Here is a 15891-nt window from a genome sequence, read left to right on the forward strand (position 1 = left end):
GCAGCGAAGCGAGCGCGAGACTTTCTCCGCTCAATCTCCTTCACCTGCGTTCGGGCTAAAATCGGACAACTTGCCGGGAACGCCATTCAACGCGTCTGCTTCAGGCATAGGCGGTTTCTTCCGTGTGATGTTCGGCCATTTTTCTGCAAACACTGCATTGAGCTCCAGCCATTGCGGCGTGGCTTCAGCGTCCGTATCAGGAAATATGGCATCCGCCGGACACTCGGGGACACAAACACCGCAGTCGATGCACTCGTCGGGGTGAATGACAAGCATGTTTTCGCCTTCGTAAAAGCAGTCAACCGGACAAACCTCCACGCAATCAGTGAACTTACATTTGATGCAGTTGTCCGAAACCACATACGTCATCGCGAACGTCCCTGTTATTCAGATATATTACAAATATATCTTTTTGAACGTTAAAAACTCTGGGAATTTCTGCTGCGTCAGCCTGTCCTTCGAACACGCCCGCGGGTCTTTTCACCCTTCGTGCCGATGTTTCTAAAGTCAGGACCGCGGGTTTCGTCGCCGGCCGGCGGCGGCCGGCGAAAATCTCTTTTCTTAAGGGCGATGTCGGCGAGCGTATAACCGTCCAAGGTAGCAACAAACGAGACTAGCGCTTCATTCAGAACGCTCGCCAGCTCGCACTTCCTGGTCAACACACATTGATTGCCGGTAGAAAAACACTCTACCAAAGCAAAATCAGGTTCCGTTGCCCGCATCACCGCACCGAGACTGATATTCTCGGGCGGCATAGCAAGCATGAATCCGCCCGACCTACCGCGCACACTCTTCAGATAGCCCGCCCTAGTCAGAATATTGACCACCTTCATCAGATGCGCTTTCGAGATGTCGTAGACCTTCGCTGTCTCATCAATTGTAATCAGTCGGTCGTTCTCGGCAGCGGCATACATGAGAACGCGCAGGGCGTAGTCCGAAAGTGTGGTCAAACGCATAAGTCACCCATTTCATTCGCCTCAAAGATAATCCAACGCCCCTGAGCCGCGGCAGAGCTCCTTGAGTCACCCCCCCTGCGACGAACGGCATCATAACTTCCCTTCAAAAAACAATATGATACATTTAACATATATCTAATTACCGCGACCGCAATCTTGCTATTTCCACTCAGGCTGGGGCGTAGAGGTTCAGATGAAGCCAGAAGCAACACGGACAGGGGGATTGCTCTTCCTCACGTACGGCTTCCGGCCCTTCTTCTTAGGAGGCTCGATATGGGCGGTCCTAGCGATGGCGCTCTGGATCGGGATGATTACCGGGCAGATCAATCCCCCTCTAGGACTCCCGCTGGTCTCCTGGCATGCTCATGAGTTCCTGTTTGGATATGTCGGTGCGATCATAGCGGGGTTCCTGCTCACCGCTGTTCCCAACTGGACCGGACGCCCTCCCTTGCAGGGCCCTTCACTACTTGCCATTTTTGTTCTCTGGATTGCGGGAAGATCAGCCTTCCTCCTGACGGGACTGGTCGACTACCGGGTGGCGGCATTTATCGATAGTCTTTTCCTTCCAGCCCTTGCCCTGCTGATACTGCGCGAGGTTCGGACTGCCGAAAACAAGAGCAATGTGCGGTTGGCCATTGTCATTTTCGTGTTGGCTCTGGCCAACATCCTTTTCCACATGGAAATGAGCGTCTACGGGCAAGCCGTGATTGCCACACGGGGTTCCATCTCTCTCATCATTCTGCTGATCATGTTGATCGGCGGGCGTATCATTCCAAACTTTACGAGAAACTGGCTTATAGGAAGAGAAAGTCGCCACCTCCCCGCACAAATGAATGGATTTGATCAAGTCGCGCTTGCCATCGGTGTCATTGCGCTCGCGCTGTGGACATTCTTTCCGGAAGCGATACTCACTTGCCTCCTCATGCTGGTCTCCGGCATTCTTCATATGGTGCGTCTGGGGCGTTGGTCGGGATGGCGCACGTTGCATGAACCTCTCGTATTCGTTCTCCACGTAGGCTATGCATTCGTACCTCTAGGGTTCATGCTGGTCGGGCTGTCTCTGATATGGCCGGACACCATTTCTCCCTTAGTTGCTCTTCATACGTGGACGACCGGTGCGATGGGCATAATGACACTGGCAGTTATGACGCGCGCAACTCGGGGCCATTCGGGAAACCCACTAACGGCCCCCCTTACAACTCAGCTTGTATATCTGTGTGCTGTCATGGCAGTCATCTTCCGGCTGGCAGAGCTCGTCTTCCCCGACGCATCGCTAACACTCTATGCTCTGTCCGCATCTTCATGGATCGCGGCATTTTCCGGATTCCTGGTCATTTACAGCCCGATGCTCTTGTTCTTACGGCGCTGAGCTTCTTCTCACTTGGACGCGGTGTCGAACCTGGTCCTTCAGATGACGCCCAGCGCCTCCATCGCCTCAGCAACGCGCACAAAGCCGGCAATGTTCGCCCCGAGGACATAATCTCCCGGCGAACCGTATTCTTCCGCCGTCTCCGCACAGAGATCGTGAATACCGATCATGATCTCGCTCAAGCGTTTCTCGGTCTGTTCAAATGTCCAGCTATCCCGGGACGCGTTTTGCTGCATCTCGAGCGCAGAGGTGGCAACCCCTCCTGCATTTGCGGCTTTTGCGGGACCAAACAAGATGCCGGCTTCCCTGAATGCCGAGATGGCGTCAGGTGTACACGGCATATTCGCACCTTCACCGACAGCTACGACGCCATTGCGGATCAGGTTTCTCGCATCTTTTCCAGTCAGCTCATTCTGGGTAGCTGAAGGCATTGCAACGTCGCAAGGAACGTCCCAGACGCTCCCCTCTCTGACATAGCGAGATGCTCCCTTCCGGACCCTCGCATATTCGGAAATACGCTCGCGGCGTTGCTCCTTTATCTCTTTGACCAAATCGAGATCGATACCGTCGTCATCGACGATAAACCCATTGGAATCGGAGCATGCAACAATTTTCCCGCCGAGACTGAGAACTTTTTCCATTGTGTAGATTGCTACGTTACCGGAGCCGGAGACGACAACCCGCTTCCCGCAGAAATCTGTCTTTCTTGTACGGAGCATGCATTGAACAAAGGTCGCCGCGCCGTATCCTGTAGCCTCCTTGCGTGCCTTGGATCCTCCGTAAATCAACCCCTTCCCCGTGAGAACTCCAGCTTCATAGCGATTGGTGATGCGCTTATACTGGCCGAACATAAAGCCGATCTCGCGAGCGCCGACACCAATATCGCCTGCAGGTACATCTGTGTACTCCCCTACATGTCTCTGTAGTTCTGTCATAAACGACTGACAGAAGCGCATGACCTCACCATCCGAACGGTCGCGAGGATTAAAGTCGGAGCCGCCCTTTCCACCACCGATCGGCAGCCCTGTAAGCGCATTTTTAAATGTCTGTTCGAAACCCAGAAATTTGATGATGCCGAGATTAACTGAAGGGTGAAAACGTATACCCCCCTTATGCGGGCCCAACGCTGAATTGAATTGCACTCGAAATCCACGGGCGATGTGGTGCCGTCCCTGGTCATCCATCCAAGGAACGCGAAATATGATTTGCCGCTCAGGCTCACAAATTCGTTCAATAAGCGCACTATTTGCGTACTGGGGGCGCTTTGCGACAACGCGGCCTATGCTGCTAAGCACTTCCACTACGGCTTGATGAAACTCCACTTCACCAGCGTTTCTGCGCAGCACTTCCGCGAAGATAGGTTCGATCTTTTCATCGATTGAAGTCATTTGTGCTTCGTTGCCAATGTTGTCGCGACTGTTGATGGGTACAAGCGGATCCGGATATCGCGCGAATCACGGCAATCCGGGATGTCGCTTGTCTCTGCGCCGCATTCAGACGATGCGAATGTCAACATTCACGTTTCCTCTTGTCGCATGGGAATAGGGGCAGATCTTCTGGTGAGCTACTTCGACAATCTCGGACTTTTGATCGACTTCGAGCCCATCAAGCCGGACCTCAAGCTCCACGGCAATCGAGAACCCACCTTGCGTTCGAGGCCCGATCCCAACTCTTGCTGTTACCTGAGTATCGGGCCCCAATGAGAGCCCTTGCTCTCTGGCCGCAAGCCTTGTCGCGCCTTCAAAACATGCTGCATACCCAGCCGCGAACAGCTGCTCAGGATTGGTTTTTGCTCCCCCTTCTCCACCAAGTTCGGTCGGCATGGTAAGCGCTAAATCCAGAACGCCATCGCTACTTCGTACGTGTTCTTCACGCACGCCCTTCGCAGTTGCGACCGCTGTGTACAGAATACCAGATGACATGAGTTTGTCCTTTCTACTTGGAGTTGCCGGCTTGCCTGGTCGCGCCGATTTTCATCCAATCGCGCAGACGACCTTTGTCTTCCTTGGAGAAGCGCGCGCGACGCCTGAGGTCTCTCAAGGAGTCGCCCGGATGACACCTCTCATAGTCATTCTGAATCCTCCCCTCGATGGCCTCCCATTCGTCCGGATTGGCTGGTCCTATCCTCTGAAGAACTCCGTTCGCTGACATGTATCGTTCGCCGTTCGAACTGACGTCAGTCACCGCGGGGCGTGTCGTTTCGGCGTGGCCGACTTGGGTCGGGCTCTCGTCCGACGTTCGTTTGCTCTGAATGTCCCTTTCGGAATCAGCTGCGGCGTTGTTGCGCATGTCGAAACTCGTTGTGACCAACATATCTCTTTGCTTTTATAATACCAATAACATATATTTACAATATATCTTTTAACGTAGGACATGGAGTGCACTTCCCTGCTCATGACAAATCCGCCCTTCCCGACCACAACCTTGACGTATCGAAGATGCCGAGCCACTGGCTCTTGGCGCATTGGGGAACGCGCCTGCTTCGTCGTGGGGGCCTGGCTACGACGCAGAAATTGCTCATCGAGCTTGCCGTTGCCAAAGATGATGATGTTGTCGAGTTTTCTTCTGGAATCGGCGTGACCGCAATCAAGAAGCGCTTCATGGACGATTAAGCCAGACTCACAGCGACAATGAATACGGTTTTCAGTCGAATCAACACCTCGCAGCCTCGGACCCGGGCAACCTCAGACATTCTGGAGCCACTGCGAAACAATAGGAGCGTGCAATGCGGTTGAATCTTCTCCAGGGAGTAATGGCACTCTTCTTCTCGCAGTCTGCCTTACTTCGTCCCCGCCCAACAGCGTGGACGATGAACTCCGTTGGACGGTCCTCGACGCACTCATCTGGTGTTGGTCGTTCAGGACGCTGGAACTTCCATCGACTTGCAAGGCTCTTGCATAGATACGAGGTGCAAATTCGTTCCGCTGGCCGAGCGTGCTGCTCGCGATAAGTAGTTTGGTGTGCGGAGCGTTTGGACACCAGATTCCATGTATCTGTTTTGTCCAATACACGGAACCAGAATATGCTTCAATTAATCTTCATATTTCCTGACGGTACCGAGAAGTTGCTGAGCGTACATTCAGGTGAAAACATTATGGACGTGGCTGTGTCCAACGAAATAGATGGCATATCCGCAAATTGTCGCGGCAATTGCGCTTGTTCCACATGTCACGTTTACGTTGAGCCAGAATGGCTGAAGTGCGTAGGTATGGCGTCCGGCATGGAAGAAGACATTCTCGATTTTGCACCCAATGCTAGATCCGAAAGCAGACTTTGTTGCCAACTTGCCATGTCAGAGACTCTTGATGGTCTTAGGTTGCGTATTCCTGATTGGCAACGCTGGAATTAAATGCGTTCCGTGCTTTGCCTCAGCCTTCGGAAATCGAGAATCGCACGACAGCAACTCTCGACATTCGATCTGCTTGACATGCTCCTGTCGGACGCCAGACCGTTTGAAACTGGAAAATTCCAATCTGGCGTCGTTGGCGAGGCGGAGGATTCTCCATGAAGAAGACGAAGCTCAGCGAGCAGCAGATGGCATTCATTTTGCGCCAGGCTGAGGAGAGGACGACGGCCGGGGATGTCTGCCGGAAGACGAAGATTTCCGAAGCGGCCTATTACAACTGACGCAAGAAGTATGGCGGCCTGATGCCGTCTGAGATGAAGCGCCTGAAGCAGCTTGAAGAGGAGACCCAGCGGCTAAAGAAGCTGGTGGTGGACGTCTCTCTGGACAAGGAGATACTGCACGATGTCATCCGCCGAAAAATCTGAGGCCTGCCCGGAAGCGGCGGCTGGTCGACCATGTTCGACCGGTCTGACAGGTCAGCATAAGCCGTGCGTGCCGAGGGATACACGTTGACCGGTCGACCTATCACTGCCGGTCGAGAGGGGACGACCCGACGACTCTCAAGCAGCGGATCAGGATGATTGCGGAGACGCGGGTGCGATATGACTGTCGCCGTATCCATGTTCTCCTTCAGCGGGACAGGTTGCATGGGTATGCAAAGCATGTCTGTCAGCTCTATCGCGAAACGGGCCTGCAACTACGAAGAAAATCTCCGAACGGACAGGTCAAGGCGAAGCTTTTGGAGGACCGTACGCCGACATCCGCCACGGTACAGTCTGAGAGGCTGGAGGCTCGTTTCGCAATAAATCTAACTGTGACGGAAAGGTGTATCGTTGAACTACATCACTTCTCAAGGCACGTTTTGTGTCAGAAGTGTTCTTCGCATCCTGCGGATCGAACTGGTTTTACCTTTCATTCGACACCGAGCGGATTGGCGTCGGCGCGGCTAGGTGATCTCTTGGCCGGATTCGATCTCGGAGCGACGCGCGCGGCATCGCGTAACGCGACGAGCGACGCGATCCCGGCCGCTCCGCCAGCAGGGCGCTTGACTTCTTATTAGGACTCCTAAATATTTGGCACATGGATCACGCCCACACCTCCGACACGCTCCTCGCCCGCCTGCGCGACGGTTTCGACCGCATCGCCTTCGTGCTGCGCGCCGACCTCTGGACAGCCGCCGGCGAGGCCGGACTGAACCCCGCCCAGGCGCAGGTTCTCAGCCTGCTGGCCGGCCGGCCGGCCGGATTGAGGCCCACGGAAATCGCCGCGCATCTCGCCGTCTCCGCGGCGAGCATGGCCGACACGCTGGGCGCGCTCGTCCGCAAGGGTCTCGTACAGCGCGACGCCGATCCCGGCGACGCGCGGGCCGCGATCATGCGCGCGACGCCCGACGGACTCGAAGCCGGCGCGGAGATCGCCCGGGCCGCCTCGCAGGTCGCGGAGGCGCTGGAGGCGCTGCCGTCCGCCGCCCAGGAGGAGCTGCTGCTGACCCAGATCGCGCTGATCCGGCAGTTGCAGACCGCCGGCGCGATCCCGCTTCAGCGCATGTGCGTCTCCTGCCGTCATTTCCGCCCGCACGCCCATCCGCGGGCCGCAAAAACCCATCACTGCGCCTTCGTGGACGCCGCCATCGGCGGCCGGGATCTCCGGCTCGATTGCGGCGAACATCAAGCGGCCGATCCCGCCGTTCAGGCTGCCACCTGGACGCGCTTCACCAAAGGATCGCCGCCCCTCCAAGCCCAACCGGAAAGCTGAGAAGGAGAACAGCATCATGAGAATCAGGAAGATGCGGGGCCCTGGCCTCGCGACGGCGGCGCTGGTCTGCGCGACGGCGGGTGCCGCCGCGCACGAGATCGCGGCACCGAGCGACCCGGCGGTCATGGCCCCGTTCGACATCGTCGAAACGCGCATCGTCACCGATCACGGCCATGCGATCTTTCGCACGCGCGTCCGCGCCGACGCCGGAAAGGCGACGCCGCAGGCGACCGGGGCGTTCGCCGGTTCGGAGGTCTATGCCTATGTCTGGCCGACCACGCTCAATTCATGGGACGTCGGTTTCGAGCGGGACCAGGGCATCGTCGCCCTTGCCGTCACCTTCCATCCCGATTTCGACGACGCGGCCTATGGCGGCAAGAACCGCGACCGCTGGCATCCGCACTGGGTCGTTCTCGCCGAGGATGCGGCCTGCGGCGGCGGCCTCAAGGTGCGGGACATTCCCGCGGGCACGACGCCCCGGCTCCCGGAAACCTGGCCCGGCGCGCCGATCCTGATCGACAGCCCCGAATACAAGACCGAGCTGGCCGCCGATATCGTCGAGGTCCACATTCCGCTCGAGGCGATCGGCGCGATCGCCAGCGCCTCGTTCGACGGCGTGACCGCCGGCCTCCGGGTCGACGCCAATCTCCATGCGCCGCTTCTGTGCGTCGCCGACGTCTTCAAGGTTGCATCCGGCGACCTGTCACTGCCGGGCAAGGTGGTTCCCGGCAATTGACGCCGGAACACGAAAGCGGCCCGGCGACTGCCATCGCCGGACCGCTCCGAAGATTCCCCCTCCAAGCATCAGAGAAGGAAACATCACTATGGCACACGTCAAACTCATCGATCCAGCCTCGTCTTCCGACGCGATCAAGCCGACGCTCGAGCGGATCAACGGCGCCTTCGGCGTCGTCCCGAACATGTTCAGGGCGGTCGCCAACTCGCCGGCCGCACTCAACAGCATGTGGGGCGCGTTCGGCGCCCTTTCCGGCGGCAAGCTCGGCGCGCGGCTGGGCGAGGAGATCGCCGTGGCGATCGCAAACGCCAATCGCTGCGAATACTGCCTGGCCGCGCATACGGCGCTGGGCCGCAAGGCCGGCGCTTCGGCCGACGAAATCGCGGCGGCCCAGGCCGGCACCTCCGCCGATCCGCGCAGTCAGGCGGCGCTAACCTTCGCGCTGAAGCTCGTCCGCGACCGGGCGGCGGTCAGCGATGCCGATGTCGCCGCCCTCAAGGCGGCCGGCTTCGACGACGAGGGCGTGGTCGAGATCATCGCGCATGCCGCGCTCAATCTCTTCACCAACTACATCAATGTCGCGCTCGACGTTCCGGTCGATTTCCCGGCCGTCCCGCTGAAGCGCGTGGCCTGAACCGACGGCGGCCGGGCTTTCCCGCGGGACGGCCCGGCCCCGGCTTCCGATCCGGAGAGACGCCCGCCATGACCCCACACCCCGCACCGCCACTGCTGACCAGCGGCTGGCTCAACAGCGCCGGCCCGCTCGACATTCCCGATTTCCGGGGCCGAGTCCTGATCATCGAAGCCTTCCAGATGCTGTGCCCGGGTTGCGTTTCGCATGGCCTGCCGCAAGCGCAGCGCATCGCCCGGGCTTTTCCGAGCGACCGGGTTGCCGTTATCGGTCTCCATACCGTGTTCGAACATCACGATGTGCAGGGCACGCGCGAAGCGCTGGCCGCATTCGCGCATGAATATCGTCTGGACTTCCCGATCGGCATCGACCGGCAGGATGGCCGCCTGCCCGCCTCGATGACGGCCTATGACATGCAGGGAACCCCGACTCTGGTCGTCATCGACCGCAACGGCCTGCGCCACTTTCAGCATTTCGGTCATATCGACGATCTCAGCCTCGGTGGCATCATCGGCACGCTTCTGGCGGCGCCGACGGCTGGGGAACCAGACAATGCAACCGCCACGGGCTGCGACCAAACGGGCTGCGCCGCCCCGACCCGCGCCTGACGAACCCGGGATGGCCGCGCCATGAGCGAGACCGCAGATCAAACCCCGCAATGTCCGGACACGGACCGAAGCCGGGTGGCGCACGCGGATGCCGAACGCTTCGGCCCCGATCCGCTCGCCACCTTCCGCCGCAATCTCGGATCGGTCGAGGCGCGGATCGCCGAGGCCTGCGCGCGCGCCGGCCGGGACCGCGCCTCCGTGCGGATGCTGCCCATCACCAAGACGGTGCCAGCGCATATGCTGCGGCTCGCCTTCGAGGCCGGCCTGCGGTCCTTCGGCGAAAACAAGATTCAGGAGGCGATACTGAAGCGAGAGGCACTGAGCGATCTCGCCATCGACTGGATCATCGTCGGCCATCTGCAGCGCAACAAGGCCAAATACCTGGCCCGCTTCGCCCGCGAATTCCATGCGCTCGACAGCCTGCGGCTCGCCGCGGCGCTCGACGCGCGGCTCGCGCGCGAGGATCGCTTTCTCGATGTCTATCTGCAGGTCAACACCTCCGGCGAGGCGAGCAAGTTCGGTCTCCACCCAGATGCGCTCCTGTCCTTCGTCGATGCGCTCGACCGGTTCCCCCGGCTGAGGCCGCGCGGCCTGATGACGCTCGCCCTGTTCAGTCCGGACGCGGCGAAGGTTCGGCCCTGCTTCGCGCTTCTGCGCCGCCTCCGGGACGCGGCCGTCAAGCGCAACGCGGCGCTGACCGCATTGTCGATGGGCATGTCCGCCGACTTCGAGACCGCGATCGCAGAGGGCGCCAACGTCGTGCGCGTGGGCCAGGCGATCTTTGGCCGGCGCCCCACTCCCGACAGCCACTACTGGCCGGGCACGGGCGGCATTCCCTGATGTGTCCAATCTCCTTACAAGATCAAGCTGCGGATGTCCTGACGGGGTTCACCTCGTACGTCCAACAACGACCGGATACGCCGCGATGACATGAACCGCCCCCGCATCCACCACCCCCTTTCGAAACGCCCGGCCCGTTGGTGCATGACAAGAAAGCGCGGAGAAGGTTTGATGTCGCTCCGCACCGGGGGGAAATGCGTCGTCGGCCGCACAAGCGGAAAGTCCGCAATGCGCCAGAAGCGGACCCGATGAACGGGCGATCCTCCGGCCCCAAGGTGGCCGCCTCGATAAGCGTAGTCGATGTGGTTGCTGGCTATTCGGCTCCCCTTTTAAAGATACTTTCACGCACGCAATATTTACACTCCAGTAACTGTGCTGGGTGGGGACAAGTCGAGGTCTTCTCGACTCTGAGGGCTCTGAATCAGACAGGTCGATCTAGAACGAGGCAGGAGGGCGTCACCGTGCCGGCCGACCATTTTCGCGTCTTGAGTCTCGATGGCGGGGGAGCCAAAGGCTTCTACTCGCTCGGGGTGCTCCATGAGATCGAGGGCATGATTGGGTGCCGACTGCACGAGCGGTTTGACTTGATCTTCGGCACAAGCACCGGGTCAATCATCGCTGCGCTGCTGGCCTTGGGCTACAGCGTCTCCGATATCCACGAGCTCTACAAAAAGCACCTGGTGTCCGTCGTCGCGCAGAGAGAGGCGCCGGATAAGTCCAGGGCGCTTGCGAAGCTGGCCAAAGAGGTGTTCGGTGATTCCAAGTTCGACCAGGTGAAGACAAACATCGGCATCGTCACCACGAAGTGGGTCATCGAGAAGCCTATGATCTTTAAGGGCAACATCGCGCAGGCGCATGGCCGACAGGGAACGTGGGTGCCTGGCTTCGGTGTGCCGATCGGCGATGCGGTCCAGGCGTCATGCTCGGCCTTCCCGTTCTTCGAGCGGAAAGTCGTCAAGACCGCAGCGGGGGAGGACATCGAGCTGATTGATGGCGGGTACTGCGCCAACAACCCCACACTCTATGCGATTGCTGACGCCGCCGGGCCGATGGGCATTCCCCACGAGAAGATGCGCGTTGTGAGTGTGGGCGTGGGCAACTATCCGGAGCCGCAGAAGAACATGCTGCAGAAGGCGTGGTGGCATAAGAAACTGCTTAGCGTGCAACTCCTTCAGAAGACGATGGAGATCAACACGCAGTCGATGGATCAACTACGCGCCATCCTCTTCAAGAACATCGAGACGGTCCGGATCAACGACGGCTTCACGACCCCCGAGATGGCTACCGACCTGTTCGAACACGACATGCGGAAGCTCGACATTCTGTTTCAGCGCGGGCGGGAGTCTTTCTCCACGCGTGAGGCGCAACTCAAAGCCTACCTCGTGGAGGAATGATCTGTGAGCGTCCCCGAAAGCCAGCTCGAAACATGGTCGCATATTGGGTCGTTGGTCCAGTCGGCAAGCACCTATCAGACCGTCAAAGCGGTCATTGAAAGCCGCGAATCGCCCTACGCGAACCGGGACATCACATCGTACCTGCAAGGCTCGTACGGCAACGACACTAACATCATCGGTGTCGAAGGCGATGTCGACATCGTGCTGCGCAGCAAGGGTGTGTACTACCCCGACCTGCACAAGCTGCCACCTGATCAGAAGGCCCACTACGATCGTGTCCGGACCGGCGCGTCATACTCGGTCGAGCAGTTTCGTACTGACGTCGGTAGCTGGCTCCGGGACAACTACGGGAAGGACTTCGATCCCGGCACGAAAGCGCTGAAGATCAAAGGAAACGGCAACCGTCGACCGGTTGACGTGCTGGCCTGCTGTCAATACCGCCGCTACCTTCGGTTCAATGGATACGAAGATAGTAGCTGGATCGAGGGCGTCTGCTTCAAGCTGCCGAACGGCAGGCTGATCGCTAATTTCCCGAAGCAGCACCACGACAACTGCGTGATGAAGCACCAGGAGACGGACAGGTACTTCAAGGCAATGGTTCGTATCTGGAAGAACATACGCAACCGTATGCGGGAGCAGGATATCATCCAGAGCGGGATCGCTCCGTCGTACTACATCGAGGGGCTACTCTGGAACGTGCCGAGCCATTTGTTTGGGCACTCCTACGAGCGCACTTTCCTGCAGTGCTACTCCTACCTGCACTACGCTGACAAAACACAGCTCGTGTGCGCCAATCAAAATGCTTGGCTGATCCGCAAGGATGAGGCGACCAGCTGGGACCCAAAATACTTCAGCACGTTCTTCAATGCGCTCGGCGGCTACTGGGACAGCTTCGCTTAAGGGTCAGGCCGCACAGTTCGCTACAGCTAGGTTTTTGCTACGGCCTGCGCACCGTCAGGCGTCCGTTGTCCCAAGGGATGCAGATGGCGATGAACGTCCGCTTAGGGGCCGTCTCCAGACGGTCCGCTTTGAAGAAGGGCTAGGCGGTAAGCCGTCTTGGAGCGCAGGTGGAATTCGACGACGGTTTACGACCCCTTTAAGGACTCGACTCTACGGGGACGGCTGCACACTATGCATGCTGTGGGTGGGGATTTGAAATGATAGATGACCTTTCCGTCGCAACCTCTGCCAATTTCTATTCAATACGAAAGAAACTGTCAGACAAGGCCATCGATGATTTGTTTGTAACACTGCGCGCCAGTCACGGCGTGGCAGCGCATAACGAGTTCAAACACACGCGCGAGCAGCTCGACGGCGTTCGCTGGTCTGCGGTGTGCTTCAGATATGAGAGCCCGCCCTCGTTTCTTGAGGACACGACTGCGATCCGTGAGAGCCTTTGCGGATTTCTGCTGCTGATCGAGTATCAGGGATATGCAGCGGTCCTCTCGTCCCGATTGAGCCTTCCATCCTCCTTCAAGACGGCGCATCTCTCGACGGTTGCGACGACGCGTGTCGAAGGCGCGATCGCCAAAGCGGATGCGATCTTCCAGCGCATGACGATGCGCAACATGTCCATCTCGCCTTACGCAATGCGCGCCAAGACCATCGAAGCGCCTGATCTTGCCAATGTCGTTGGACCGGCAGGAAGCAGGCGATATGCGCCCCGCACCTACAGCGTCGTTGCGAACGGCACGCAGAGCACCGCAACGCCGAGCACCGGACGCATTGGCATTCGCTCGGCCCGCGCCGATCTTCCTGGCGTCGTGACCTTTGCCAAGAGTGCTATCGATGCGCTCCGTGTGGATAATGCGGACGTCTCGCCGTTCATCAGGTCCTTTGCCCGACCGGTGTCATTAACCGAAGCCCTGGCAGCGTCAGCGCCCATGGCCATGGCGATTGATACGAACAAGCTGTCCGACGCCGTGGGCAGTGATGAGGCCGGCATCAGGCTCATCCGCCTGGACGGCGATGCTCCGGTCGAACTCTCTGCGGGCGAACTGACGATCGTGATGGAAAACCTTGATCGCCCTCTGAACATCGAAGGGGATGATCGCATCAGAATGGCACGCGACCCCGCAACCGGCGATCAGGTGGCATCAATCAGTCTGAACAAGAACCGCATCGCTCTCCGGTCCCTGTCCTTACCTCCGGTATCTGATGTCTACGTGGAAAGAGCCAGCGAGGCGCTTGGTGAAGACGGCGACCGCCAGACGCTGCGCGCGTATCTCGACGATATTAATGCGCTCATCGTTCTGTTCGACGATGTGCGATTGGCTTACATCGATGGCCAGGTATTCCGGGACGAGACCCTTCTGGATGGGGGTGAGTCATTTCTGCGCTACTTCACCGCCAGCGCTCCACTGGCGGCCGTCACAAGCGAGAAAGGGGCATTCACCGCAGCACAGACCGCGTTCGATGGCACTTCGAGTTTCGGGGCGATTGTTGATCACATTGCCGCTGCCGATCCGATTCTGCTGTGCGACGATCTCGGCAACGAATGGGCTGATTTCATCGGCGTCTCCGACGAAGCAGGGCTCACGCAAATCTCGTTCTACCATGCAAAGCACGGCGCGCCGTCTCTTGGTGCCAGCCCCTTCCATGTTTCGGTCAGCCAGGCGATCAAGAACCTCGGCAACATGATGTTTCCTGAAGAACGGCTCGCAGCGAAGCTAGGATTGTGGGGCTCGACCTACAACGCGCCCGATCAGGAAACCCAGATTCAACGGACGATACGCTCGGACGCTGCTGATCTCGCGGTCGCGCTGCGTCGCGCAAGAATGGCGCCCGATGCGCGCCGGCGCGCTGTCATTGTTACCTCGTCGCTCAGTCGGCAGGCGGTCGCGGACGCATTTGCCGCGATTCAATGCGGCCAAAGGCCAGCGCCGTCCTTCGTCCAACTCTACTGGCTGCTGCAATCCTTCTTCTCGGCCTGCGCGGAAGTCGGTGCGAGCGGCGCTGTCGTCTGCCAGCCATGAGGCCGCCCCGGCTGGCGCGGGATGCCGTCAGCTCGGGGAGCTATAAGCTATAGAAGTGCGTTCGATAGCTAATCGCCTGCCTGGTGTCGGCGGCAGCGGCTTTGGGACATTACGGAATGCGCGGCATGTGAGATTCGAACTTCTATGTTGATTTTGTAAAACCGTAAGCGCCCACAGAATCTAACGACGCGTGGCGGCTTCTGGCGCTTATGCGCCAGCAGCGGACATACGTTGCCTCGCTAAGTTGCATTGTGAGAAATGGTGATAAGTGCGCCGCTTAAGCATCCTTTTCGACTAACCAAGGCGCCGGCTTTAACAGAAAACCCGCCCCTGAACCGAGCACGGGAAGCAGAACCGACAACGCCGCAATCACGGCGTCCAGGGCGAGAAGATAGGCCTTAAAGACGTCGGCCAAACTACCAGAATAACCTTGCGCATAGCGCAGGCCGCTCATCTCGGAAAACTCCGGCCATGTGTCGAACTTGCTAAGGTCAAAACTCACCCCGTCTCCAGACAGTCTCGTGAAGAGGTCAACGATGTTGTGGATGCGAGGATAGTCGTTGCGCACGGTATGAAGCGCCAGCTTAAGCGCCGTTTCGATCGCCATCTGAAGATCGAACCAAGCCGGCCCCAGATTCGCTGTTCCACAAGCCATACGCTGCGCCGCTGTTTCGAGATAATTGCGGATGGCGAAGCGGAAGCCGGCGGAGACGTCATCCTGTCCCGCCCCGAGAAGCTGAAAGTTGATCTTCCGCAAGCGCTCGCTCACCAGTGTAAGGTTGGCGATATCCGTATGTCGCTGTGCCGCCTCCATGAGCTCGAAGTTGGGCGGTGCCACAACCCAGAGAACCGGATTCTCTCCCTCTCCGATACCCGCTTCGAAATACATCCAAGCCAGACGACCTTCCTCCACGATTTGAGTCCTGTGCATAGGGACTTGCAGCACGAATGGTGCCCCTCGGATCAAGGTCACGCCGCAGATGGGTGGATTTCCGCCAGATTCCATCGCCTTCGCGCCGTAGCGGTCGACATACCATTCCTTTGCAGCCGCATAGAGAATGCGAAACCAGGGCGCCGCCACATGGTCCCACGGATTCGACAGATCGACGGTCGCGTTGCTTACCCGTAACTCGAATGCACCACTTTCAATCAGCAGCATCACCGTCTCGAAAGGACGCTTCGGCAAAGGCAGTTCGATTTCGGCAAACGTATCGTCGAAGAGCACGAGCCAGTGGTCGATTGAGGATTTGAGATCGGGAGCGGCGGAAGTGTCTGTCATTT

19 protein-coding genes are annotated in these 15891 nt (G+C 58.7%); 13 read left to right on the top strand and 6 right to left on the bottom strand.

What is annotated here, in order from left to right:
* Positions 1–30 precede the first annotated feature (30 nt).
* Together fdxA and KF719_RS04755 are read right to left on the bottom strand one after the other, a co-directional pair.
* Complete coding sequence (gene fdxA / locus KF719_RS04750; RefSeq protein WP_293507499.1) at positions 31–369, bottom strand: ferredoxin FdxA; 339 nt, start codon at positions 367–369, stop codon at positions 31–33.
* Positions 370–446: 77 nt separating this feature from the next.
* Entirely contained in the window at positions 447–956 is a 510-nt protein-coding gene (locus KF719_RS04755; RefSeq protein ID WP_293507500.1) for an Rrf2 family transcriptional regulator, read from the bottom strand.
* 193 nt (positions 957–1149) lie between these two features.
* Between KF719_RS04755 and KF719_RS04760 the strand changes: the two genes are divergently transcribed.
* A complete protein-coding gene (locus tag KF719_RS04760; protein WP_293507501.1) occupies positions 1150–2325 on the top strand; it encodes an NnrS family protein in 1176 nt (391 codons plus the stop codon).
* Positions 2326–2363: 38 nt separating this feature from the next.
* Here KF719_RS04760 and gdhA read toward each other — a convergent pair whose 3' ends face one another.
* From gdhA to KF719_RS04775, 3 genes are all read right to left on the bottom strand, one after another.
* The gene (gene gdhA, locus KF719_RS04765) at positions 2364–3713 is read right to left on the bottom strand and encodes an NADP-specific glutamate dehydrogenase (protein ID WP_293507502.1); all 1350 of its coding nucleotides are present in this window, start codon (positions 3711–3713) and stop codon (positions 2364–2366) included.
* Between the two features lie 105 nt (positions 3714–3818).
* On the bottom strand, positions 3819–4247 hold the full coding sequence (locus KF719_RS04770; RefSeq protein WP_293507503.1) for an organic hydroperoxide resistance protein: 429 nt from the start codon (positions 4245–4247) through the stop codon (positions 3819–3821).
* A 13-nt stretch (positions 4248–4260) separates the two neighbouring features.
* Positions 4261–4614 carry a hypothetical protein gene (locus tag KF719_RS04775; protein ID WP_293507504.1) on the bottom strand — a complete coding sequence of 118 codons (354 nt, stop codon included), beginning with the start codon at positions 4612–4614 and terminating at the stop codon, positions 4261–4263.
* An 89-nt stretch (positions 4615–4703) separates the two neighbouring features.
* Between KF719_RS04775 and KF719_RS04780 the strand changes: the two genes are divergently transcribed.
* From KF719_RS04780 to KF719_RS04835, 12 genes are all read left to right on the top strand, one after another.
* Complete coding sequence (locus KF719_RS04780) at positions 4704–4937, top strand: hypothetical protein (RefSeq protein ID WP_293507505.1); 234 nt, start codon at positions 4704–4706, stop codon at positions 4935–4937.
* A gap of 410 nt (positions 4938–5347) precedes the next feature.
* On the top strand, positions 5348–5674 hold the full coding sequence (locus KF719_RS04785; RefSeq protein ID WP_293507507.1) for a 2Fe-2S iron-sulfur cluster-binding protein: 327 nt from the start codon (positions 5348–5350) through the stop codon (positions 5672–5674).
* Between the two features lie 155 nt (positions 5675–5829).
* Positions 5830–5952: a transposase gene (locus KF719_RS04790; protein ID WP_293507508.1), complete on the top strand. Its 123-nt coding sequence runs from the start codon at positions 5830–5832 to the stop codon at positions 5950–5952.
* Positions 5953–5973: 21 nt separating this feature from the next.
* Positions 5974–6096, top strand: coding sequence for a hypothetical protein (locus tag KF719_RS04795; RefSeq protein WP_293507509.1), 123 nt, complete (start codon positions 5974–5976; stop codon positions 6094–6096).
* 655 nt (positions 6097–6751) lie between these two features.
* Positions 6752–7426 (top strand): MarR family winged helix-turn-helix transcriptional regulator, encoded by a 675-nt coding sequence (locus tag KF719_RS04800; RefSeq protein ID WP_293507511.1) that lies wholly within the window; start codon positions 6752–6754, stop codon positions 7424–7426.
* A 16-nt stretch (positions 7427–7442) separates the two neighbouring features.
* Positions 7443–8162, top strand: a complete 720-nt coding sequence (locus KF719_RS04805; RefSeq protein ID WP_293507513.1) for a hypothetical protein — start codon at positions 7443–7445, stop codon at positions 8160–8162.
* Positions 8163–8250: 88 nt separating this feature from the next.
* Entirely contained in the window at positions 8251–8796 is a 546-nt protein-coding gene (locus tag KF719_RS04810; RefSeq protein WP_293507515.1) for a peroxidase-related enzyme, read from the top strand.
* Between the two features lie 68 nt (positions 8797–8864).
* The gene (locus tag KF719_RS04815) at positions 8865–9401 is read left to right on the top strand and encodes a redoxin domain-containing protein (RefSeq protein ID WP_293507517.1); all 537 of its coding nucleotides are present in this window, start codon (positions 8865–8867) and stop codon (positions 9399–9401) included.
* A gap of 21 nt (positions 9402–9422) precedes the next feature.
* The gene (locus tag KF719_RS04820) at positions 9423–10241 is read left to right on the top strand and encodes a YggS family pyridoxal phosphate-dependent enzyme (protein ID WP_293507519.1); all 819 of its coding nucleotides are present in this window, start codon (positions 9423–9425) and stop codon (positions 10239–10241) included.
* A 461-nt stretch (positions 10242–10702) separates the two neighbouring features.
* The gene (locus tag KF719_RS04825; RefSeq protein ID WP_293507521.1) at positions 10703–11635 is read left to right on the top strand and encodes a patatin-like phospholipase family protein; all 933 of its coding nucleotides are present in this window, start codon (positions 10703–10705) and stop codon (positions 11633–11635) included.
* A 3-nt stretch (positions 11636–11638) separates the two neighbouring features.
* Positions 11639–12535, top strand: a complete 897-nt coding sequence (locus KF719_RS04830) for a nucleotidyltransferase (protein ID WP_293507523.1) — start codon at positions 11639–11641, stop codon at positions 12533–12535.
* A gap of 257 nt (positions 12536–12792) precedes the next feature.
* Entirely contained in the window at positions 12793–14610 is a 1818-nt protein-coding gene (locus KF719_RS04835) for a hypothetical protein (protein ID WP_293507524.1), read from the top strand.
* Positions 14611–14887: 277 nt separating this feature from the next.
* Here KF719_RS04835 and KF719_RS04840 read toward each other — a convergent pair whose 3' ends face one another.
* Entirely contained in the window at positions 14888–15889 is a 1002-nt protein-coding gene (locus KF719_RS04840) for a hypothetical protein (protein ID WP_293507526.1), read from the bottom strand.
* Between the last annotated feature and the right edge of the window lie 2 nt (positions 15890–15891).

Origin of the sequence: Parvibaculum sp. (assembly GCF_019635935.1) — a bacterium.
In the GTDB taxonomy this organism is placed as follows: Bacteria; Pseudomonadota; Alphaproteobacteria; order Parvibaculales; family Parvibaculaceae; genus Parvibaculum.